Below are 22,785 nucleotides of genomic sequence, written 5' to 3'. Positions count from 1 at the left end.
CAGCATAGCCTTGATATCAATAATTACAAACCTGTACGGTCTTTGAGTGCATACCACCACGAGCCCATGACCGAGTAGGGCACCCGTAGCGCGCGCCCGCCTGGAAAGGGAATCCAAGGAATCTGGGCAAAGGTGTCAAACTCTTTGGTGTCGCCATTGATGGCGTTGGCAAGGATTTGCCCAAACAGGTGCGAGCCTGTCACGCCGTGCCCGCTATAGCCGTGCGCAAAATAGACGTTTTTATGCAGCTGTCCCATTTGCGGCACGCGCGAGAACGACAAGGCAAAGTTGCCACTCCACGCATAATCAATCTTTACATCGGCAAGCTGCGGAAAAATCTTGGTCATGTTCGGACGGATTTTTGCCGTGATGTCCGCAGGGTCTTGACCGCCATACACCGTACCGCCGCCAAAGAGCATGCGCTTGTCTGCCGAGAGGCGATAGTAGTCTAAGATATAGCGCACGTCTTCGACGCAAACGTCCGATGGTATCAGCTCATCGGCCAAACTGCCAAGCGGTTCGGTGGCAATAATTTGCGTTGAGACCGGCATGACGCGGTCGGTCAGCTTGGGAATGACTTTATTTAAGTAAGCATTGCCGCAGATGACCGCCTTTTTGCAGGTCACTGTGCCAAACTCTGTGATGATTTTGATATGCGCATCGCCATATTCAATATCCACCATCAAGGTATTTTCATAGATGGTGCCGCCTTTTTGCTCAATCGCCGCCGCTTCACCGAGCGCCAAGTTCAAGGGATGAATGTGCCCGCCTGAATGGTCAATCATCCCGCCGACATAAGCGTCGGTATTGACGTACTGCTGAATGCCTGCCTTGTCCAGTATCTCGCGCTCGTGCATGCCGTGCGACTCCCACAAGGCGTGGGTCGATTGCAAGTCTTTCATTTGCCCTTGGTTAAAGGCAGCAAAGACGTTCTTTTCTTTTAAGTCACACGCAATGTCGTAATCACTGATAAAACGGCGAATGATTTTGCCACCACGGCTCACAAGTTTACCGACAAAATCGGCATTGTGTTGACCATAGGATTTTTTGATTTTTTCAAGGCTGGCGTTAAGTCCGTTGACGATTTGCCCGCCGTTGCGTCCTGATGCGCCCCAGCCAATCTGCGCGCCTTCTAACAGCACGACTTCATGGTCGGTTTCTAATAAGTGCAGCGCTGTAGACAGACCACTGTAGCCACCGCCGACCACACAGATTTCAGTGGTGATGTCATCGGTCAAGGTCAGTCTGTCAGGCTTTGGGTTGCGGCTCGCCGCGTAGTAGCTGTCAGGGTACGTGCCATGGTCAGAGTAATGCGGAATCTGACGCGTGTTGTTATTGACGCGGGGCTGATGGTTGCTTTCTTGGGCGGCGCTATTGGCTGAATGTGACATATTAAGCATCCTGTAAATAGGTGAGGTATTCAAGATTGGTGACTTGCTGCGCAAAACGTTTGGCTTCTTGTTTTTTGACCGCAATCAGTAGCTCAATCATCTCAACAGGGAACAGCGCGTGGATGACATCGCTGTCTTCAAACTCGCGAATCGCCGACAGCCAATCGAGGGGTAAGGTGTCTAAGTTGTCCGCATCGTAAGTGATGTCATTGATGGGCGATGGGGGCGTCAGTTGGTTCTCAATACCATATAAGATGCCTGCCAATACCGCGCTGCACACCAGATAAGGGTTGGCATCCGCACCCGAGACGCGATGCTCGATGCGCCGCGCTTTGGTATCGCCGCCAGGGATACGCACCGCCGCCGTGCGGTTTTCATACCCCCACGAGATATTATTGGGCGCCAGTGTACCAGGGATAAAGCGGCGATAGGAGTTGACGTGCGGGGCAAAGAGCAGGGTACATGCCGACATGGTCGCCACCAGTCCCGCCACTGCTTGACGCAAAATCTCTGAGCCTTCGTCTGAGCCGTCATCAAAGATATTGTTGCCGTTTTTGTCAAGCAAGCTGCAATGCACATGAAAGCCATTACCAGATTGTTTGCCAAAAGGTTTTGCCATAAAGGTCGCGGTCAGTCCACGCTTGGCGGCGACAGCTTTGACCACTTGTTTGAACAAAATCGCGTCATCAGCAGCTTTTAAGGGGTCATTGACGTGTAATAAATTAATTTCAAATTGACCGCAGCCATTTTCGGCAAGGGCGGCATCAACAGGAATATCAAGTTTGCGGCATTCGGTATACACATCGTCCAAAAAGTCATCGAATTGCAACAAGTCATTGATGCTTAACACAGAGGTTTTGTTCAGGCGCAGCCCGCTTTTTGGGCGAATGGGCGGTTTTGGCGTTTCGCCTTCGGTGTAGTCCAGCAGATAAAACTCGAGCTCGGTCGCCATGACAGGCGTCAGCTCCAGCGCTTTGAACTTCTCAGCAATGTGGCGTAAAACGTGGCGGGCATCACCATAATACGGCTCGCCGCTTTCATGAAACAGCCAGACGGGTAGCAATGAAGAGGGGCTGTTGGTATTAATCAGGGGAAAAGCATCGCGACCTGTGGGCTTGGCGATGGCATCGATATCGCCATTGCACTGTGAGGACTCAATCACATCAGCGCCCCAGATATCGACACCCAGTACCGACAAGGGCAAGCGGATGCCGTCATCGGTCACTTTTTCAAATTGTTTGGCGGGGATGCGCTTACCGCGCAAAATGCCATTAATATCACTCACCGCAACGTAGACGTACTCACTACTGCGAATCGTATCGACCATTCCATGGGCTGCTAGCATATCCATTATCCTTATTATGGTAATCCGTATATAGAGACGGTCTGTCCTTGAGCCGTAACGCATGGTCTCTTGCGGTTATAGCCATCTCTCATAAGCTTATATCCAATATATGGGTGAAATTTATATATGTCAATTTTTATTTTAAAACCCATATTAGTAATTTATATCAGTCATAAACACATATTTAAGAAAATAACGTTACTTATATTTTACAACGTACGCGCGGCTGTGGTAGATTTTAAGGGTGGTCGGCGCATATCGAGCGCAGCCAAAAGGATTTGCCATCACCTTATCAGCGGTTAATGCTTATAAATCAAAAGGATATGTACTATGAAGCCCACCAGACCCATCATCGCTATCGTATGTTGTCACAAACTTGTCGATGGACAGCCCACCCAAGCGGTGTACCAAAAATACATCGATGCGGTGCAATACCATGGCGGCAACGCGATACTGCTGCCGTATACTGCCGCTGATGACAGCAATTTTAGCGCGCTGATGTCGCTGGTGGATGGCGTGCTACTGACAGGCAGCTACAGTAATGTCGCGCCCGCACGTTATGGGGCGACGCATATCGAAGACAAGCCGGACTTAAACCGTGATACCCTGAGCTTCCAGCTGCTGGACTATGCCAAAATGCACGATGTGCCTTTGTTTGCGGTATGTCGCGGTCTACAAGAGATGAATGTGTATTTTGGCGGCACGCTGCATCCTGACTGGCGTCCAACGGGTCTGTTTTATGAGCAGCATTTAGAGGACAGCAGTAGACCGATTGAGGAGCAGTATCAGACGATACACGATGTGCTTATCGAAGAGGGCGGCTATTTGGCGAGCTTTGGACAAAAGTGGCACGTCAACTCTTTGCATAAGCAAGCGATTGACCGACTCGGCGACAGCTTACAAATAGAGGCGCGCGCGCCTGATGGATTGGTCGAGGCCATCAGTTTGTCACAACATCCTTTTATGATTGGTGTACAATGGCATCCAGAAGTCAGTTATGATAATGATGAGTTGTCCAAATTTTTGTTTAGAGAATTTATTAATCATGCCAGAAAAAGACACCACACCCCTTACCAAGCCCAAGCCTCTCAAACCTGAAGCGACTGCAGAGCGCGCCGCGTTTGAAGAAGAAGACGTGGGTAAAAAAATCAACCAGCTGCGCCTTGCTAAGGGATTTTCCCAGCGCAAGCTGGCACGTATGGCAGGACTGACCAACACCTCTATCAGTGCGATTGAGCGTAACAAAGTCAGCCCCGCCATCAACACGCTAAAAGCCATCTTAACGGTGCTGGGCTCTGACTTGGCGACGTTTTTTAGTGATGAGTGGAAAGAGCGCAAACCAAGAGTGGTGGTGACGCAAAAGGATTTGATTGAGCTTAGCGAGCCAAACAGCCGCGTGTCGCTCAAGCAGGTGTATAACTGCAGCCCCAGCCGCAATTTGGGCTTTTTGATTGAAATGTATGAGCCAAACAGCTCGACAGAAGAAAAAATCACTCACGAAGGCGAAGAAATCGGCACGGTGATTGAAGGGCAGATTATGATTCGTATCGATGATACGACCTATGTGCTGAACGAAGGCGACAGCTACGTCATTAATACCTCACACCCGCACACCTTTATCAATCCGAGCAATCAGCGCACGCGCATTGTCAGTGCGCACACGCCTGCGACCTATTAACGCAATTGGTCTTGCGATAGTAAAGCGTAGCCACAGCATGTCTTATCAATAAAGTGCGGTTATTTTTTAAAATAGCCGCTTTTTTTATTTCTTATGCCGCCGCAGTGCGTATTGCTCTTTGATCGCTTGCGCCTCGTCTTGCAGCTCGTGATAGAGGTCTTGATACACCTCTAACGTCTCATCAATCATCTGACGCATGGTGAATTCGTTGGTCATCTGCGGGCGGGTGACGCCATCGAGCTGATGCTTGACCGCTTTACATAGCGCTTGCGCGTTGTACTGCTTGACCAGTCCTTGCGGGTAGAGCGGCTGCAAAATCTCATGAAACGCCGCCTGATCCCAGCCAATGACAGGTGTGCCTAAGTGCAACGCTTGCAAGGCATTGATGCCAATAGACTCAGGCTGATTGGCGAGCGCCATCACCACGTTCGCCGCTGCCAGCCATTCGCGCATGTCATTACGCTTGCAGCCGACATAGGTGATGCGTTTGTCCAAATCCAGCGCGGCAGTACGCTGATAAAAATCCTCATACGCCACATCGCCCTCACGGTGGTCGTCGTCCATTATGACCACATGCAAGTTGGGGAACTGCTCTTGCAAATTGCCCAAAATATCAATCAGCCACTCTTGTCCATATTCTGCGCCGATGATGGTGGGAAAGACCAGCCATTTTTTATGCTCAAGCTCAGGATATTCGGCAAAGGTACGCCGTAGCCAATACACCGAGGGATTGTGCCGATACGGATAGCGGCGCGTGTCCACCCCGCGATAGATGCGCCGCACGTGCTTGAGGCGTTTGGGTGGCGCGTCTTCACGGTGCAGGCGCTTGGACAGATACTGTGTCACGCTGTCGGATACCGTAATTAACGTATCGACGTCGAGCAGCGCTTGCGAGTATTTATTAATCGGATAAAAGCCGTACATGGTCGAGACCAGCTTTGGCATGCGTTTGACGCGGGCGCGGCGCAGTGCCAAATGCAGCACCCAAGCAGGCGTGCGCGAATGCACGTGAATGATGTCGGGGCTGTACTGCTCAATCAGATGCCGCAGCGGCGCAACTTGCATCAGCGCCAGCCACGACTTTTTGCCAATATGCAACTGGTGATACAGATTGCCATCGCGCTCTAGGCGCTTGACCAGATTGTTATTCTCATCCGCGCTCGCCACGATAATGGAGGTATGACCATTTTTTACCAAGGCACGCCCCAGATGAAAAATGCCGCGTTCGGACTCATCATGCTTTAGCGACGATAACAGGCGCATCACTTTCATAAGGGCAAAATCTCAGATAACGAATATCAAACCGCTATTGTCAAATAAAAGTGGCAAAAACTCAACCTTAAAGGTTACGCCGCTTTTGTAAGTGCGCCGCATCAGGGGCAACTTGCTTTTCACTTAAGTAGCGCCAGTAGCGTTGCGGCAAGTATTGGCGGTGCAACGTGGGGTTTTTGCGCTCCTTGATATTCACATTGGCAAAGTAACCTTGCCAAAAGCGCTGATAACGCGCCTCATCTGCACTATGAATGCTGCTCGGCACGCGTAATACCTGCGCGTCAATATCACTGATGGTTTGTAGTGGCGCGGGATGCGTGGGCGTGCCGAGCGTCATGTCATAATAAATACCATAGCCGCGCCTGATGTCATAAATAGCCCAGTTTTGGTCTTGATAACGCTTTTGAAAATGACTGCCAATCAGCGGCAACACATTAAAATCAGGATCAATACGGGCAAAATAAATGTCCTCGGTGGTGTGCTCAAAGCGCACAAAGGCTTCCATACGGTGCTTTTCGCGTCCCACCGACTTGACCGTTTGCGCCAAGGTCAAAACGTCCATATTGCCCAAGTCCTGCATGATGTCGCGCTTGGGGTAGGCGAGTGCATAGCTGACAATACGAAACAAGCACGTTCCGATATTGGGCTGCTCGGACAGCAGTCCCCACAGCAGCTGGCGCATGCCTGAGCGCTTGAGCTGTTGCTCCAAGCGCTTAAATACCCGCTCCGCGTGCGCTTCATGGATAGGGATATGCGTTACGGTATCGAGCAGGGATGGTACGCAGTCATCAGGCGTCATCAGACGCAGCGCTTCATTGTCTTGCCAGTGATTGGCGTATACCGCAAATACTGCGCTGAGCCAGCCTTCAAGGCACGGCTCATACGTCACGATGGTCGGCTGGATGTGGGTCAGTTCAGTCATACGCGCGTCCTTCTAACACTTAAGTAAACATCCTCGATTAAGCGATATTTTTCTTGCTTGCTGTGACTACGTCTCCAGAGGCTGCGCAAAATACCGCTTAATCTTGCTATGCCAATTTTGTAAAAATATAACTGTATCAAAACAGTGCCAGCTGACCGTTTCGCTGGTCGGCAAATTTGGTCTGCGTTTGCGCGAGCACGTATTGGCGAAAGTTCTCACGGGTTAAGTGCTTTAAATGCTCGTTTTTGCCAGTTAACGCAATAAAGTACTTGGCACGATTGACCGCTGCGCCCATTTTTTTAAGATGCTCAAGCGTCAATTGATTAAACTTCCGTGCCTTTAAGATTTTCTTCGCCGTTTTTACGCCAATCCCAGGAATACGCACAATCATCTCATACGGCGCGGTCTGAATAGGGACAGGAAAATGCGCGCGGTGACGTATCGCCCACGCCAATTTGGGGTCGCAGTCCAAATCCAAAAAGGGCGCATCGCTCTCGACAATCTCATGCGCGCCAAAACCATAAAAGCGCATTAACCAATCGGCTTGATACAGGCGGTTTTCACGCACCATCGGCACAGGCGTACCAATGGCGGGCAAGCGCTTGTCACTCAGCATTGGCACATAGCCTGAATAGTACACGCGCTTTAAATCATAGCGCTGATAAAAGTGGCTGGAGAGCTGGATAATCTGCAAATCCGTCTCCTTGCCCGCGCCGACAATCATCTGACTGGTCTGACCTGCGGGCGCAAAGGCGGGCGCTTTTTTGTGCTTTTTTTGGCTGTCGCGGATGGTGATGATTTCTTCAGTGATGGTTTCCATCGGCTGCTTGAGCTGCTCGTGTGACTTTTCGGGCGCGAGCAGTGCCAGCCCTGACTTGGTGGGTATCTCGATATTGGCGCTCAAGCGGTCGGCGTATTGTCCCGCTTGTTTGAGCAGTTCAGGCGAGCAACCAGGAATGGTCTTGAGGTGGATATAGCCATTAAAGCGCTCGCGCTCACGCAACAGGCGCGCCACCTCAACCAAGCGCTCCATGGTGTAGTCGCCATTTTTAAAAATCCCTGAGCTTAAAAACAGCCCCTCGATATAATTACGGCGATAAAACTGCATGGTCAGCTCGACCACTTCTTCGACCGTAAAGGCAGCACGCGGCGTGTCATGGCTGCGCCGTGACGTGCAATAAGCGCAGTCGTAGATACAGTGATTGGTCAATAAAATCTTGAGCAAGCTGACGCAGCGCCCATCTTCGGTGTAGCTGTGACAAATGCCCGACTGTGCGGCATTGCCCAAGCTGCCCCCTTGGTTTTTGCGCGTGCTGCCAGAAGAGGAGCAAGACACGTCGTATTTTGCCGCATCTGCCAAAATATTGAGCTTGCCTTGCAATCGTTCGTAATTGATGGCTGCCATAATCGTATCCTATCGCGTCAGTGGTCATGATTGTTCGCGTTTTTGTGACCTCTATTTTAACAAACTTAGGATAAGTGATTGTAAAATAAGAAAAATTGGCAAAAATAAAACGACATCTGGTGTCGTATTGGTTTGGTGCAGCGAATGTGTTTGACGCTCAATTTAGCATAAAATTAATAGCTAGAAATTATTACACACAGCGGTAAGAAGAAGAATATTCACGCGTTTTCATACTAATAAAGTTATACCCACTCATATAATTGCGTTTGTCTTTATCAATGCCTTGGGCGTCTAAGAAGTCTTCAAATAAAGAATGGTTTTTTATTAGCAGCACATCATCGGTACAGACATCAATGTAAAAGTAAACCACCCCTTCATTGGTTCGCCATTGGTTATACGTCATCGTGCCATAGGCTACCGAGCCTTGTATATACCATGAGTCTAAACCGTTCAGATAGCCGATTTTGTCGCCTCGAAAATACAGCGTATGTCCACCAAATAGACCACCACCAAACGCATTGCGCGCTTTTAAATCACCAAGTAGTTGTATGGGATACCAATAGTAAGTGATGGTCGCGCCTGTGAGCACTAATGCAAGAACAATAAAAAATTTCTTCATAAGAGTGGTGAACGGTTTGATGTAACTTGCTTTAAGTTTTAGATTTATGATTCATTATTAATATCAATAACTTGGCTGTACAATGGGGGTAGTGGCTCTGATATTTGCCAGCCCATATACTGTTCAAAATCTTTTGCCATCGTATGTAGGACTTGCCATTCTGGACTATAGACAAAGTCATTATCATACCAAGCGTCGGCTAAATCTTCTTTCTGTATGATCGTATATAGATAGGTATTTAAAGGTTCAATTCCCTTAAGTTGATCAGCAGATAAAATACATTGGATGTTAGATAAGTCTTCATCTACCACCCCTTCATATTGTTGTACTAGTTCAAGAGGGACAAAATCCCCTACTGGTAACAATTTATATAACTGCTTTGGATCTAAAGCTAAAGCATTAATAATCCATTTTAACTGGGATAAGTAATAATTCATATGTTTCCTATTTACAAATCATCGTATCCTATCGCGTCAATGGTCGCAGGGATTGGGCAACGTTTGAATCACTTCATCTGAGAAATTTTCTTTGACAATAAGACGTCCTTTTTGGTCAAACTCAACACGATATTTGGGATAAGCGGCAAACGCAAATGCATCAGGGTCATAGGTCGAAGGCAATAAACTTTCTTTATTAGAGAAGAAACGACGCGCAACCCATTGTTTTTTTTCATTATCGTATTCAATAGTACATTGACTGTTTGCATGACGATCAAAGTATAGACCAAAGTCTTGCTCCTTACTGTCACGACCAAATAGCATATTTGCACCGCACGAAGTACCGCAGCCAACATAGACGTGATAAGTCTCAGTGTCAATTTTATTAATAGAAATATGATTCCAACCGTAAGCACCAATTTCATCCATTAAGACGGTCTCTTTAGTTTGACCATTTGCTAATGTTTCGCTTTTAAGAATATATCCATCGTCGCAATATTCAGCATCATTTTGAGTTATATAAGCAGTGCAAATTTTTGATATATAAAAGCTATTGTCAAATTCTGGTTCAGTGGACTTCGCCCAAGAAGTGGAACTCAAAATACAACCGTAAATTATGAAGATCAATGAACAAAAAGAAGTCACTCTATACATGCAAATGATAACCAGATATTTGTTTTTAATTAGCAGCACTATAGCAAAATTCTGATGATAAAACTGTATTTCTAGCAAACAAAAAAGGCTTTGTCCGTTATTTTAAAACGTACAAAGCCTTCTTCTAGTACACTATGATTGATTTAATGACAAAGCTAAATCAGCAAAACCTACTGCACTTTCGCACGAATCACAACCGTTTGCGGCGCGTCCGTGGTCACGTTTGCCAAGTCCCAGCGCAGTCCAGAATAGTTTTCTTGAATCACAGTGGTGTTGCCCATCTGCTGGATGGTCTGATAGCCATTGCCCGTGGTGGCAAGGGTCGGCAGCGGGCTGTTTAAAGAGACCAGCTGAACATTGCTCGGTAGCGCAACGGTCGCATTGACATTGCTGATCGGCTGCGCGCTGGTGTTAGTATAGGTGGTGCGGTATTCAATCACGTCACCAGGGGCGATGTGATTGGCAGGTACAGCGACATCACGTCCGTCACTGTTTTTTAAGATTTTCATAATCTTGGTATTGGCATTGACGACATTCGGCGCGCTAAAGGTCGGCTGCAACTGCAAAGTGTCAATAGACACGGTGGTCACTGCAGGTGTCGTGGTCATGACAGGCGGCGCAACGGTGGTCACAGGCGTCAGTACCGTCGGCGCGGGTGTCACCACGGTAGTGGCTGGCGTGACGGTCACTGCAGGAGCGGCAATCACGGTCGGCGCAACGGTGACAGGCGCAGGCAAGGTGGTGACCGTTGTTGTCCCTTGACGAATGCTATATCGCGGTGTGGTGTTGACGGTGGTGACCGAATAGGGCATGCCATCGCGCATCGTGATACCACTGGGTGAGGCGCTGATTGTCGAGATCGAACCGTCTGAGTGCTGCTCGACCACTGTGGTCGTGCCGCCGACATTAGGGGTTACATAAACTTCAGGTGCAGCGTGTGCGCTGATACTGAGCATAGCGGCAAATAAGGCGCTTAAGGGGGCTGCGATACTCGCAGAACGTGATAAAACAGAAGACATCATCATAACAAACTCCTAAATAACGAATAACCAATCATGGAAAAACAACGTAAATAAGATAAAAATCTGCATACATTGACACAGAAAAACCCCCGTGTTTTGACAATATCGATGTCAAAACACGAGGGCGTAAAAGCTGATGATGATGAACAGCATCAGTGGTCACAAGACGTTTAACACGGTATGTATCGCAAATTATGCAGCAATTTCAACGTGATAAAAAAGCAGTATTATGTAACCGACAAGACGAGGAAGGCTACTCGTAAACGACTTCCATCACTTCGTATTCGACCGTGCCGCTTGGGGTCTGGATGCGTACTTCATCGCCTTCCACTTTACCAATCAAGCCGCGCGCGATGGGCGAGTTTACTGAGATTTTGCCCGCTTTAAAGTCCGCTTCGTCATCGCCGACGATTTTGTAGCGCTTTTCTTCTTCGGTGTCCATGTTTTCGATGACTACCGTCACGCCAAACACCACGCGACCCTCTCTTGGCAGAGTGGCAGGATCGATGATTTGCGCGCCGCCAAGCTTGGCTTCGATATCGCGGATACGCGCTTCACAAAAGCCTTGCTGCTCACGGGCGGCATGGTATTCGGCGTTTTCTTTTAAGTCGCCATGTTCGCGGGCTTCAGCGATAGCGGCGGTGATGCGTGGGCGATCGACGCTTTTGAGCTGCTTTAGCTCAGCTTCTAGAGTCGCGTGTCCTTGCGGAGTCATGGGATAGCGTTGCATATGATGTCCTTTAATGTGTCGGTTCTATGATACGAATAAAAATGTTTGGCGGCATGGCAGCGCACCAAACAGGCAATAAGCAAACAGCACAACCGCAGCCAAAATTATAAACGCACGATAACAAAAACGCCCGAGAAACTGGGCGTTTTTGTTGTCAAAAAATCGTTATGTCCGTGTCTTTGTCGGCAAAAACACAAGCGTTTTGGTCTTCGATTATCGCGGCATACAGGTTTGCCTTGCATAATAACGTTTGAAACAATAATCTCATTCTACCTGTATGCAGTGCCGATAGGCAAGGGGGTGCAGGCGAATATGGGTAAAAGATTGTAATACCTTGCATAAAAAACGCCCCGATACAAATTGGGTATCAGGGCGCGTTGTTGTCTTAAAAAATGGCGTTTATGCTTGTATCAACACAAAACATAGATGGCTAAATAACCGTGTGCTCATGCAAAGCGCACATGAGCCAGTCAGGTTTATTCAGCCGTTTGTGCTTGCTGATGTAGGTCTTGAAGCTTGTACACTTCAAATGGCAAGTCAATGGCGTATGACTTACATACCGCGTCAGCCGCGCCGAGCGTGGTCACATAGAACACTTTACCTTGTAGCGCGCTGCGGCGAATAGAGAACGAGTCCTCTTGCGCTTGCTTGCCTTCGGTAGTGTTGATGATTAAATCAATCTGACCATTTTTCAGCGCGTCAACGATGTGTGGACGACCTTCGGTGACCTTGTTGATACGCGCACACTCGATGCCTTCGGCTTCGATGGCTTTTTGCGTGCCTTCGGTCGCGACCAGTTTAAAGCCATAATCCGCCAATTGCTTCGCAACGGCTGGGATTTGCGCTTTGTCGCTGTCACGTACAGAGATAAAGACGGTTTTGGTCTCGCCCTCAACAGGCAAGCCTGGCAGACGCTCGTTACTGCCGATGATGGCTTTGTAAAAGGCTTCGCCAAAGGTTTTGCCCACGCCCATCACTTCGCCGGTTGATTTCATCTCTGGGCTTAGGATAGGGTCAACGCCAGGGAACTTGGCAAACGGGAATACCGCTTCTTTGACCGCGTAGAACGACGGTTTGATTTCTGCAGTAAAGCCTTGTTCTTCTAGGCTTGAGCCAGCCATACAGCGGGCAGCAACCTGCGCCAGTGACGTGCCGATGCATTTTGATACATACGGTACGGTACGCGCGGCGCGTGGGTTCACTTCAAGGATGTACACGGTTTCGCCTTTTACCGCGAACTGTACGTTCATTAGACCAACCACGCCAAGCTCTTTTGCCATGGCAACGGTTTGCGCGCGCATCACGTCACACAGCTCGTCTGATAGCGAGTATGGTGGCAATGAACATGCTGAGTCGCCTGAGTGGACGCCCGCCTGTTCGATATGCTGCATAATGCCGCCGATAACGACGTTTTTGCCGTCGCTCACGCAATCAACGTCAACTTCGATAGCGTCATCTAAGAAGCGGTCAAGCAGTACAGGTGCTTCGTTTGACGCTTGTACGGCAGTGCGTAAGTAGTGCTTTAGCTCATCTTCGTTATAGACGATTTCCATCGCACGACCGCCCAAGACGTAAGAAGGACGGACAACGAGTGGGTAGCCCACATCTTTGGCTTTTACTAAGCCGTCTTCAAAGCTGGTGGCTAGCGCGTTTGATGGCTGGGTTAGGTTCAGCTGCTGAATCATGTGCTGGAAGCGCTCACGGTCTTCAGCGCGGTCGATGGCGTCTGGGCTGGTACCGATGATTTTTACGCCCGCAGATTCCAGTGCGCGTGCCAGTTTTAGCGGCGTCTGACCACCGAACTGGACGATAACGCCGTCTGGGTTTTCAACACGGACAATCTCTAGCACGTCTTCTAGCGTGATTGGCTCAAAGTACAGACGGTCAGAGGTGTCATAGTCGGTTGATACCGTTTCAGGGTTACAGTTGACCATGATGGTTTCAAAGCCGTCTTCACGCATGGCAAGTGCCGCGTGTACACAGCAGTAGTCAAACTCGATACCTTGACCGATACGGTTTGGACCGCCGCCGATGACCATGATTTTTTTCTTGTCGGTTGGGTTCGCTTCGCACTCTTCGTCATAGGTTGAGTACATATACGCGGTGCTGGTCGCAAATTCTGCGGCGCAGGTATCGACACGCTTGTACACAGGATAGACGCCCAAGTCCCAACGCTTTTGACGCAATTGCTTTTGCGAGACGCCAAGCAGTTCAGCAAGACGCAAGTCAGACAGACCTTTACGCTTAAAGCTGCGTAGGTTGTCTGCGTTTAGACCACCAAAGCCAAGCGCTTTTACAGTCGCTTCACTTTTTACGATGTCTTCGATTTGTACCAAGAACCATGGGTCGATTTTGGTGTAATTAAACACGTCATCGACGCTCATGCCCACGCGGAACGCGTCTGCAACGTAAAAGATACGCTCAGGCGTTGGCAGGGTTAGGCGGTTGGTGATTTCAGTACGTGCTGCATCGACGCTGACTTTGGCAAAGTCGATTTGCTCATCAAAACCGTTTGCGCCCGTTTCCATGCCGCGTAGGGCTTTTTGCATCGACTCTTGGAAGTTACGACCAATCGCCATGACTTCGCCCACAGATTTCATCTGCGTTGATAGCACGTTGTCCGCTTTTGAGAACTTTTCAAAGTTAAAGCGTGGAATCTTGGTCACAACGTAGTCAAGCGCAGGCTCGAAGCTCGCTGGGGTTTTGCCGCCAGTGATGTCGTTTTGTAGCTCATCAAGCGTGTAGCCGACTGCCAATTTTGCAGCGATTTTGGCGATAGGGAAGCCCGTCGCTTTTGAAGCCAGTGCGGATGAACGTGATACACGTGGGTTCATCTCGATAACGACCATACGACCTGTTTTTGGGTTCAGACCGAACTGTACGTTTGAGCCGCCAGTCTCGACACCAATCTCACGCAGTACCGCGAGTGAGGCGTTACGCATGATTTGATATTCTTTGTCGGTCAAGGTTTGCGCTGGGGCAACGGTGATTGAGTCGCCTGTATGCACGCCCATTGGGTCAAAGTTTTCGATGGCACAGATGATGATGCAGTTGTCGTTTTTGTCACGAACCACTTCCATCTCGTACTCTTTCCAACCGATGAGTGATTCATCAATCAAAAGCTGATGGGTCGGTGACAAGTCAAAGCCGCGCTCACAAATCTCGATGAACTCGTCACGGTTGTACGCGATACCACCGCCTGAGCCGCCCATAGTGAATGAGGGACGAATGATACACGGATAGCCCATTTTTTCTTGGGTAGCAAAGGCTTCTTCCATGGTTTCAGCGACTTCAGCGCGTGGGCACTCAAGACCGATACGTTTCATTGCTTTATCAAATAGGTCGCGGTCTTCTGCCATTTCGATGGCGTCTTTGGTCGCGCCAATCAACTCGCAGTTGTATTTGGTCAATACGCCGTGCTTGTCCAGTTCAAGCGCGCAGTTTAGTGCGGTCTGACCGCCCATCGTTGGCAAAATGGCGTCTGGACGCTCTTTGGCGATGATTTGCTCAACCGTCTGCCAAGTGATTGGCTCGATGTAGGTGGCGTCTGCCATGACAGGATCGGTCATGATGGTCGCAGGGTTTGAGTTGACCAAAATAACGCGGTAACCTTCTTCACGCAGTGCTTTACACGCCTGTGCGCCTGAATAGTCAAACTCACACGCCTGACCGATGACGATAGGGCCTGCGCCAATGATAAGAATGCTTTTTATGTCGGTACGTTTTGGCATAGTTGTGGCAACCTTCGTTAAATATTAAAAAAATAAGTATGAAAAAAGAAGTCACGGTACTTGGTTATCTGCTAGGTGCGGCATAACAGGCGCGATAGGGTGTACCGCGCCTGTCTGTCGTCTTATCCGCTAGGCAGATAATGACCGCATACGCTTATGCTTGTGCTGTTTTCGCTGCTTCCATCAAGGTGATAAAGCGGTCAAATAATGGCGCGCAGTCGTGTGGACCTGGGCTGGCTTCTGGGTGACCTTGGAAGCTAAAGACAGGCTTGTTGGTCAGCTCGATGCCTTGGTTGGTGCCATCGAACAATGAACGGTGCGTTGATTTGACATTGTCTGGCAAAGTCGCTTCATCGACCGCAAAGCCGTGGTTCTGACTGGTAATCATCACCGTGCCTGCTTCCACATCTTGTACAGGGTGGTTGGCGCCGTGGTGACCCGTTTTCATCTTCATGGTGTTCGCGCCGCTGGCAAGACCAACGAGCTGATGACCTAGGCAGATACCAAAGGTCGGGACATCGGTGTTTTCGATGATGTGACGCACGTTGTCAATGGCATAGGTACATGCTGCTGGGTCACCAGGACCGTTTGATAAGAAGATGCCGTCTGGATTCATCGCCAGTACGTCAGCGATTGGCGTCTCGGCAGGGACGACCGTCACGCGGCAGCCGCGGTCAACGAGCATACGTAGGATGTTGGTTTTGGTACCAAAGTCATAGGCAACGACGTTGTATTTTTCGTCGATGTGTTTGCCAAGCTGTTTAAAGAAGCCGCCAGTACCAGTATCAAAGCTGCCTTCGACGTCGCGGTTAAGTAGGGTGTCTGACAGCTCCCACGTGCCTTCTGTCCACTCAAAGCCATCAGGGTTGCAGCATTCTTTTGCCAAGTCCATACCTGATAGACCCGCAAAGCCTTTTGCCAGTTCAATCGCTTTTTGCTCGTCATCAGGGGTGATGGCGCTGCCTTCTGAGGCAGTCATGATGCAGCCATGCTGTGCGCCTTTATCACGCAAGATACGCGTCAGCTTACGGGTGTCGATGTCGGCAATCGCGACCGTGTCATTGCGCGTGAGGTAATCGGTTAATGATTCGGTGTTACGAAAACTTGAGGTTGCCATAGTGGCATCACGGATAATCAGACCTTCTGCCCAGATTTTGTGGGTATTACCAGATTCGCTGTCTTCACTGTTGGTGCCAGTGTTACCAATGTGCGGATAGGTCAAGGTGACCAACTGGCGGGCATAACTTGGGTCGGTCAGTATTTCTTGGTACCCTGTCATGGCTGTATTAAATACGACCTCACCGACACGATGACCACGGCTACCGATACTCACACCACGAAAAATTGTACCATCTGCTAGTGCCAAAATTGCTTGTATATCTGCCGATGAATTCAAGGTTTGCCTCCGTTATGATTGGTGAGTGCCCACCATTTGTCGCAAAATGTCGTACCTGCTGAGGGGTCAAATGCCCGCAAAAGGCAAAAATTTGCCACAAAAAAGCGAGAAGACATCTGAATGAGAACTACAAAAATCACCAGATAGTGAAGAAGTAAATCGCATCATGTCCGCTCGCTTAGGCACAGATTTTGCGCATTATACTAAACTTTTGGGTTTAGGGCTAGCTTTGAAGGTGCGCTAACAGGTTAAATTCGCCCTAAAATTCATAATGGGCTATCAATCCATAGTAATCGGGTGCGATATTGGGCGCAACGCTCAGCCCGCCATGCTCATACGGCGTGACATAAAAGCTCGTCAAACCGCCAATCGCCGCGCCTGCCAGTACATCGGTGGCGTCGTGTCTGTCCGCATGGATGCGGCTATAACCGACAAAGGTCGCGCCCACGTAGGCAGGAATACTGTACTCAAGCCCATAGCGTCTATGAATGAAGCTGGCACCGCCAAAGGCAAGCGCGGTGTGTCCTGAAGGAAACGAGTCGTTATCACTGCCATCAGGGCGCTCTTTGTCCACCAAGGTTTTTAGGGTATAGGTGGTCGCCACATTGGTGGCGAGTGCTTGATAAAACTGATGGCGTCCTGTTTTATCATCCATATAGTAGGTGCTGCCATAGGCAAGGGCAGGAATGCCCACCGCCAGCACATCACCTGCGCGCTCAAGATTTGAGGCGGCGTGTGCGCTTGGCGCAAGTAGGGCGGCGCTCAGCGCAAGGGGGCAGAGCGTCAATAAAAAGGGACGTGTACTCATCGTTATAGGCTCGTCAAGGTGTCTCTATCATCTGTGATAGCATGGCGCTATACTAAATCGCATGCATAATAAAAGCAGGCGCGATTGTACTACAATGCACAAAAAAAGGTGAGGCAGTATGGCAAGCCTTGTCTGTCAGCGCGCATACCCTGCGGGGATAGCATTGCACTGAAAAGGCAGCACAGTCATGCACAAAACACGCAAGTAGACTTTCGCGACTCAAACATAAGGACAGGTTATGATATATCAATATAAGGACAAGACCCCGCAGTTTGCCACACCGTTTCAAGGCTTTGTCGCAGACAGCGCGCGCGTGATTGGTGATGTGTATCTCGGGCACCAAGTCAGCATTTGGTTTGGGGCGGTGATACGCGGTGATAATGCACGCATTCATATCGGCGATAATACCAATATCCAAGAAAACAGCGTCATCCATACCGATGCTGGCATTGATATGCAGATTGGCAAAGGGGTGACGGTTGGGCACATGGCGATGCTGCATGGCTGTGAGGTGGGTGATAACAGCCTGATTGGTATCGGGGCGGTGATATTAAATAACGCCAAGATTGGCAAAAACTGTATCATTGGCGCTAAGGCACTCGTGACCGAAGGCAAAGCGATTCCTGACAATTCATTGGTGATGGGCGCGCCAGCCAAAGTGGTCAAAACCTTGACTGATGAGCAAGCCGAGCAGCTCAAGCTGTCCGCTGCGCACTATGCCAAGCGCGGGCAGGATTTTAGCGTGCATTTGAGTGAAGTGGCGCTGCCTAACGAATAGCGCGGCGTTTTTCTTAATTCGATACCTTTTTACCTTTAATCTTTTTCTTATTTTATTCTGATTTTTATTTTTGCACTGTTTATATAGGACTGTTATGACGCAGACGACCGACCAAGACCGCCAACGTGAGCTGGCTTTGTTTGACCTTGACCATACTTTATTAGATGTCGATAGCGACTATCTGTGGGGCGAATATATTGTTAAAAATGGCTTGGTTGACGAAGCCGAGTACCGCACTGCCAACCAAGCTTTTTATGAGCAGTATATCGAGGGCACGCTCGATGCGACCGAGTACAATGAGTTTGTGGCGCAGTTTTTGACCACCTTGCCGATGGCGCGCTTGCACGAGCTGCGTGAGGACTATATCAAGCAGGATATTGAGCCGCATATCCGCCCGCAAGCGCTAGACGCAATCCAAAGTCACTTAGCGCGCGGGCATGATGTGGTGATTATTTCTGCCACCAATGACTTTGTGGTATCGGCAATCGCGGCGCGTTTTGATATTATGGCAGCCAATGTATTGGCGACGCCGCTTGAAATCAAAGACGACCGCTATACAGGCAAGCTCACCGATAAGCCCAATTTTCAGGCAGGTAAGATTTACCATTTAGAAAAATGGCTGGACAATAAGCGCGCATCGGGTGTGCAATACGCCAAAACCTATGCCTATTCGGACTCCAAAAATGACATGGCACTCCTAGAATGGGCGGATGTGCCTGTGTGTGTGTCACCCGATGCGGTGCTACACGCGCACGCCTTAGCGCATCGCTGGGCGGTCGAGGACTGGTCGATATAGCGTCTGAATGCACTTGCCTTTTGGTTGCCTGCATATAGCGTTTGCTTTTTTTAGCCTTTTCGGTGTATTTTTATTTTAACCAGTCGTATGACTGAGCGTAGGACAGAGTATGGAAATCAATCAGTATCAAGAACGTATTAAAGATTTGAGCGCCCGTGGGCAGGATCTTCGGGGGTATCTTTGACTTAGATGGCAAGCAAGAGCGCCTAGAAGAAGTCAATTTAGAGCTAGAAAACCCTGAGCTGTGGAACGACCCTGAGCGCGCCGCAAAAATCAGCAAAGAAAAAAGTCATTTGGATGGCGTCATCGGTGTGGTGACCTCGCTCGAAGACAGCCTAAACGATGCCAGTGCCATGCTGGAGCTGGCGGTCGAAGCCGAAGACGAGTCGCTACTGACCGATGTGGACAGCGAGCTGGATGGCGCAGAGTCGCAGCTGGCGGAGCTGGAGTTCCGCCGTATGTTTAGCGGCGAGATGGACCCCAATAACTGCTACCTCGACATTCAGTCGGGCAGTGGCGGTACTGAGGCGCAAGATTGGGCAGAGATGCTGCTGCGTATGTACACCCGCTGGGCGGAAGCGCACGGCTTTAAGGTCGATGTGATTGAAGTCTCTGCAGGGGGCGTGGCGGGCATTAAGTCGGCGACGCTTGCGATTAAAGGCGATTATGCCTTTGGCTGGCTGCGTACCGAGATTGGCGTGCATCGCCTCGTGCGTAAGTCACCGTTTGACAGCAACAACGGTCGTCACACCTCATTTGCGGCGGTGTTTGTGTCGCCTGAGATTGATGACAATGTTGAGATTGATATCAATCCTGCCGATTTGCGTATCGATACCTATCGCTCATCTGGCGCGGGTGGTCAGCACGTGAACACCACAGATTCTGCGGTACGTATCACGCACATGCCATCGGGTGTGGTCGTTGCCTGTCAGAATGAGCGTAGCCAACACGCCAACAAAGACACCGCGATGAAAATGCTGCGCGCAAAGCTGTATGAGCTTGAGATGCAAAAGCGTATGGAAAAGCAGCAAGCATTAGAAGACAGCAAGTCAGACATCGGCTGGGGCAGCCAGATTCGCTCTTATGTCCTTGATGATTCGCGCATTAAAGATTTGCGTACGGGTGTTGAAACGTCAAACACCACGGCCGTACTTGACGGGGCGCTTGACCCCTTTATTGAAGCCAGCCTCAAGGCAGGGCTGTAAATAACGCACGTGGTTCTGATATACAGAACCACGCACGGCAGTTGCCACTCAGCGCCTCTATTGCGTGCGCTGAGTGCGGCGCGCCACACCCCACCACCGACAATCTAAGGAAAGATTATGCCCAGTGTAAACCAATATTTTAACAACCGTGTGACCTCTATTGCTTTTAAAACCATCAGCCAACCAGCGACTGTCGGCGTGATGAGCGTGGGCGAGTACGAATTTGGTACCAAAGAATTTGAAACCATTCAAGTCATTAGCGGCGCGTTGACCGTCAAGCTGCCTGATGCAGACGACTGGCAGACCTTTGAAGTCGGTGAGCAGTTCAGCATTGAAGCCAACAAAACCTTTGATGTCAAAGTGGATGCCGATGCCGCCTACTTATGTACCTATGGTGAATCAGCCTAAATCAACATATAGGCAGCGCGTTTGTTGCCAAAAGTGTGAATAAAAAACGCCAGACCTCAATGGGTTTGGCGTTTTTTTATGCCGATTAATAAACGCAAAGCCTTAATTATAAATCCTTGCGGTACTGCACCATCTCGGTTTGGTTTGCCACGCGTTCGTACAGCTGGTGTGCTGGCAGGTTGTCTGCTTGCGTCACCCAATATACGCGATTGCAGCCTTGCTGCGCGGCAAAGTCGTACACATGATGGATAAGCGCCTGTCCGACGCCTTGACCGCGCAGCGCATCTGTGACAAACAAATCTTCCAAATAACAGCAGTCCGTCGTATTCCATGTGTTCGGGTGCAGTACCGTATGCACGATACCTACGAGATGACCGTCTTGCCACGCGCCAAAACCAAAAATAGCGCTGTTCGTATCCAATATTTTGCGCCATGTCGCGACCGTCGTATCCGTTGGCAAGTCGGTATCATAAAAGCGCAAATAGTCATGCCACAGTGTCTGCCATAGCCCAAAATCATCAGCGGTCAATGGGTGTATTTCAGGCGTGGCGGTAGTCATGGCGTTTCTCTTGGTTGGCGATTTAGCGGTCGGTTTTTGTTTTGAAGAGCACTTACAACATATTTAATATCATAAATTTATAGCGAGCTTACACAGTATTACACATTGTCGCAGGCAAACCCACAGCAAAACCTGCGCGCATTATTTATGCTCTCAAACAGAGCAAAAAAACAGCAATATAAATAATAACTGCACTGACCCCATGAGGCCACAATGAGTCATACTACCCCTGACAGCACCGACCCGCGACACGATTACGAATATTTAGCACGCTGTGCCAACCTACGCTACGTCAGCGACGAAGAGCCAGGCTACAGCCGCCGCCGTTGGGGGCGCGGGTTTAGCTACCGCGATGTTAATGGCAAAACGGTCAAGGATAAGGCATTAAAGGCGCGTTTTGATAGTTTGGGCATCCCGCCGATGTGGTCGCAGGTGTGGATTTGTCAGCATGAAGACGGGCACTTACAGTCCACAGGACGCGATGACAAAGCGCGTAAGCAATACCTGTATCATCCCAATTGGGAAAGCGCCCGCGACAAAGCCAAGTTCAATGCCATGATTGGCTTTGGGCATGGGCTGCCCAGCCTGCGCGCACAGGTCGAGCGTGATTTGGAAGCAGAGGCACTATCACGCGCCAATGTCTTAGCGGCAGTGGTTAAGCTGTTAGAAACCACCTTAATCCGCGTCGGTAACAGTCGCTATGCCGAGCAAAACAAAAGCTATGGGCTGAGCACCCTGCGCAGCAAGCATTTAAGCGATACCGAAGACGGATTGGCGTTTGATTTTGTCGGTAAAAGCGCCAAGCAGCACCACATTGAGCTGCAAGATGAGCGCTTGATTGAGATTGTTCATGCCTGCTCAGAGCTGCCAGGCTATCAGATTTTTAAATACCTTGATGACGATGGCGACAAGCAAGTCGTCGATAGTGGCGACATTAATGACTACCTGCGCGAGCATTTGGATTGCGAAACGGGCGTATTGTACAGCGCCAAAGACTTTCGCACATGGATGGCAAGTGTACTGGCAGCCGATTATCTGTACCGCGCTTGCCAAGGCAACCTGCCTACTGAGCAAAATGCGATAGACGAAAAAGTCGTCCCGCCCGCAGGCAGTGACATTCTGGCAAGCGAACCTGACAGCAAGTTGCGCCAGCAAGTGGTGGTCGATATGGTCAAGTCCGTCTCCACTGCGCTAGGCAACACGCCCGCGGTCTGCCGCGCCTCCTACATTCACCCTGTGATTATCGAATCATTCTTGGCGGGCACATTTTTTGAGCCCTACAAAAATGCCCGCCGTGGACGCACGCGCAACCATCAACAATGCGAAGAAAAGGCGCTGCTCAGCTTTTTAGAAGATATGGCAGCACAATAATCACCATGACAGTTAAACGACTAAAAAAATAGCGTTTCATCGAATGTGTTCCTCATGCCAATCGGTCACGAACTTGTCATGAAAAAATGGCATAAATAATCACAAAAAAGACTTGAAAAAGAATAAATAAGCGCCGATATAGAAGAACAGAAGCATATCAATGGTTTTAAAAGGGGTATAAGTAGATATTAACAGTCGATGTTTTATAGCTTAATAAATTTAAGTCAATCGACTTGAAACATATCTGCTCCTACCTTA

Annotated in this window: 21 protein-coding genes; 7 read left to right on the top strand and 14 right to left on the bottom strand. The window is 49.4% G+C overall.

The features are described 5' to 3' along the window. Positions 1 to 23: 23 nt before the first annotated feature. Both JMW05_RS02080 and JMW05_RS02075 read right to left on the bottom strand, forming a co-directional pair. Positions 24 to 1,391 (bottom strand): NAD(P)/FAD-dependent oxidoreductase, encoded by a 1,368-nt coding sequence (locus tag JMW05_RS02080; RefSeq protein ID WP_201503764.1) that lies wholly within the window; start codon positions 1,389 to 1,391, stop codon positions 24 to 26. Position 1,392: 1 nt separating this feature from the next. After that, positions 1,393 to 2,736: a glutamine synthetase family protein gene (locus JMW05_RS02075; RefSeq protein WP_201503763.1), complete on the bottom strand. Its 1,344-nt coding sequence runs from the start codon at positions 2,734 to 2,736 to the stop codon at positions 1,393 to 1,395. A gap of 330 nt (positions 2,737 to 3,066) precedes the next feature. Here JMW05_RS02075 and JMW05_RS02070 point away from each other — a divergent pair, with 330 nt between their 5' ends. Together JMW05_RS02070 and puuR are read left to right on the top strand one after the other, a co-directional pair. Next, positions 3,067 to 3,834, top strand: a complete 768-nt coding sequence (locus tag JMW05_RS02070; protein WP_201503762.1) for a gamma-glutamyl-gamma-aminobutyrate hydrolase family protein — start codon at positions 3,067 to 3,069, stop codon at positions 3,832 to 3,834. Then, the gene (gene puuR / locus JMW05_RS02065; RefSeq protein ID WP_227691402.1) at positions 3,782 to 4,414 is read left to right on the top strand and encodes an HTH-type transcriptional regulator PuuR; all 633 of its coding nucleotides are present in this window, start codon (positions 3,782 to 3,784) and stop codon (positions 4,412 to 4,414) included. Before JMW05_RS02070 ends, puuR begins: the two co-directional genes overlap by 53 nt. Positions 4,415 to 4,498: 84 nt before the next feature. On the opposite strand, the gene JMW05_RS02060 is transcribed toward puuR, so the two are convergent. The 11 genes from JMW05_RS02060 to JMW05_RS02010 form a co-directional block, all read right to left on the bottom strand. Then, the gene (locus JMW05_RS02060) at positions 4,499 to 5,686 is read right to left on the bottom strand and encodes a glycosyltransferase (RefSeq protein WP_201503760.1); all 1,188 of its coding nucleotides are present in this window, start codon (positions 5,684 to 5,686) and stop codon (positions 4,499 to 4,501) included. Between the two features lie 67 nt (positions 5,687 to 5,753). Continuing rightward, positions 5,754 to 6,608 carry a TIGR03915 family putative DNA repair protein gene (locus JMW05_RS02055; RefSeq protein ID WP_201503759.1) on the bottom strand — a complete coding sequence of 285 codons (855 nt, stop codon included), beginning with the start codon at positions 6,606 to 6,608 and terminating at the stop codon, positions 5,754 to 5,756. Between the two features lie 136 nt (positions 6,609 to 6,744). Next, complete coding sequence (locus tag JMW05_RS02050; protein WP_201503758.1) at positions 6,745 to 8,013, bottom strand: putative DNA modification/repair radical SAM protein; 1,269 nt, start codon at positions 8,011 to 8,013, stop codon at positions 6,745 to 6,747. Positions 8,014 to 8,203: 190 nt separating this feature from the next. Then, complete coding sequence (locus tag JMW05_RS02045; protein WP_201503757.1) at positions 8,204 to 8,632, bottom strand: hypothetical protein; 429 nt, start codon at positions 8,630 to 8,632, stop codon at positions 8,204 to 8,206. A 44-nt stretch (positions 8,633 to 8,676) separates the two neighbouring features. Then, positions 8,677 to 9,069: a hypothetical protein gene (locus tag JMW05_RS02040; RefSeq protein ID WP_201503756.1), complete on the bottom strand. Its 393-nt coding sequence runs from the start codon at positions 9,067 to 9,069 to the stop codon at positions 8,677 to 8,679. 36 nt (positions 9,070 to 9,105) lie between these two features. Then, positions 9,106 to 9,669 (bottom strand): hypothetical protein, encoded by a 564-nt coding sequence (locus JMW05_RS02035; RefSeq protein WP_201503755.1) that lies wholly within the window; start codon positions 9,667 to 9,669, stop codon positions 9,106 to 9,108. A gap of 224 nt (positions 9,670 to 9,893) precedes the next feature. Beyond that, positions 9,894 to 10,748, bottom strand: coding sequence for a hypothetical protein (locus JMW05_RS02030; protein ID WP_227691401.1), 855 nt, complete (start codon positions 10,746 to 10,748; stop codon positions 9,894 to 9,896). A gap of 250 nt (positions 10,749 to 10,998) precedes the next feature. Continuing rightward, complete coding sequence (gene greA, locus JMW05_RS02025) at positions 10,999 to 11,475, bottom strand: transcription elongation factor GreA (protein ID WP_201503754.1); 477 nt, start codon at positions 11,473 to 11,475, stop codon at positions 10,999 to 11,001. Between the two features lie 476 nt (positions 11,476 to 11,951). After that, a complete protein-coding gene (gene carB, locus JMW05_RS02020) occupies positions 11,952 to 15,206 on the bottom strand; it encodes a carbamoyl-phosphate synthase large subunit (protein ID WP_201503753.1) in 3,255 nt (1,084 codons plus the stop codon). 154 nt (positions 15,207 to 15,360) lie between these two features. After that, positions 15,361 to 16,602, bottom strand: coding sequence for a glutamine-hydrolyzing carbamoyl-phosphate synthase small subunit (gene carA / locus JMW05_RS02015; protein ID WP_201503752.1), 1,242 nt, complete (start codon positions 16,600 to 16,602; stop codon positions 15,361 to 15,363). Between the two features lie 259 nt (positions 16,603 to 16,861). Beyond that, positions 16,862 to 17,410, bottom strand: a complete 549-nt coding sequence (locus JMW05_RS02010; protein WP_201503751.1) for a phosphatase PAP2 family protein — start codon at positions 17,408 to 17,410, stop codon at positions 16,862 to 16,864. Between the two features lie 238 nt (positions 17,411 to 17,648). Here JMW05_RS02010 and JMW05_RS02005 point away from each other — a divergent pair, with 238 nt between their 5' ends. The 4 genes from JMW05_RS02005 (at position 17,649) to ppnP (ending at position 20,597) form a co-directional block, all read left to right on the top strand. Next, a complete protein-coding gene (locus JMW05_RS02005) occupies positions 17,649 to 18,188 on the top strand; it encodes a gamma carbonic anhydrase family protein (protein WP_201503750.1) in 540 nt (179 codons plus the stop codon). Between the two features lie 94 nt (positions 18,189 to 18,282). Beyond that, complete coding sequence (locus JMW05_RS02000; protein WP_201503749.1) at positions 18,283 to 18,984, top strand: HAD family hydrolase; 702 nt, start codon at positions 18,283 to 18,285, stop codon at positions 18,982 to 18,984. A gap of 109 nt (positions 18,985 to 19,093) precedes the next feature. Further along, positions 19,094 to 20,189 (top strand): peptide chain release factor 2 gene (gene prfB / locus JMW05_RS01995; RefSeq protein WP_201503748.1). Its coding sequence is split into 2 segments (ribosomal slippage): positions 19,094 to 19,165 and positions 19,167 to 20,189, totalling 1,095 coding nucleotides; the frame shifts between segments, so codons are not numbered across the junction. Positions 20,190 to 20,306: 117 nt separating this feature from the next. Continuing rightward, positions 20,307 to 20,597: a pyrimidine/purine nucleoside phosphorylase gene (ppnP, locus tag JMW05_RS01990; protein WP_201503747.1), complete on the top strand. Its 291-nt coding sequence runs from the start codon at positions 20,307 to 20,309 to the stop codon at positions 20,595 to 20,597. 106 nt (positions 20,598 to 20,703) lie between these two features. Here ppnP and JMW05_RS01985 read toward each other — a convergent pair whose 3' ends face one another. Further along, on the bottom strand, positions 20,704 to 21,156 hold the full coding sequence (locus tag JMW05_RS01985; protein WP_201503746.1) for a GNAT family N-acetyltransferase: 453 nt from the start codon (positions 21,154 to 21,156) through the stop codon (positions 20,704 to 20,706). 213 nt (positions 21,157 to 21,369) lie between these two features. On the opposite strand from JMW05_RS01985, the gene JMW05_RS01980 reads away from it, so the two are divergent. Beyond that, positions 21,370 to 22,527: a DNA topoisomerase IB gene (locus JMW05_RS01980; RefSeq protein ID WP_201503745.1), complete on the top strand. Its 1,158-nt coding sequence runs from the start codon at positions 21,370 to 21,372 to the stop codon at positions 22,525 to 22,527. The last annotated feature ends 258 nt before the right edge of the window (positions 22,528 to 22,785 follow it).

This window comes from Psychrobacter aestuarii, from assembly GCF_904846035.1.
Taxonomy (GTDB): domain Bacteria; phylum Pseudomonadota; class Gammaproteobacteria; order Pseudomonadales; family Moraxellaceae; genus Psychrobacter; species Psychrobacter aestuarii.
The sequence above is the reverse complement of the archived record's forward strand: the minus strand, read 5'-3'. Positions and strand labels throughout refer to the sequence as shown.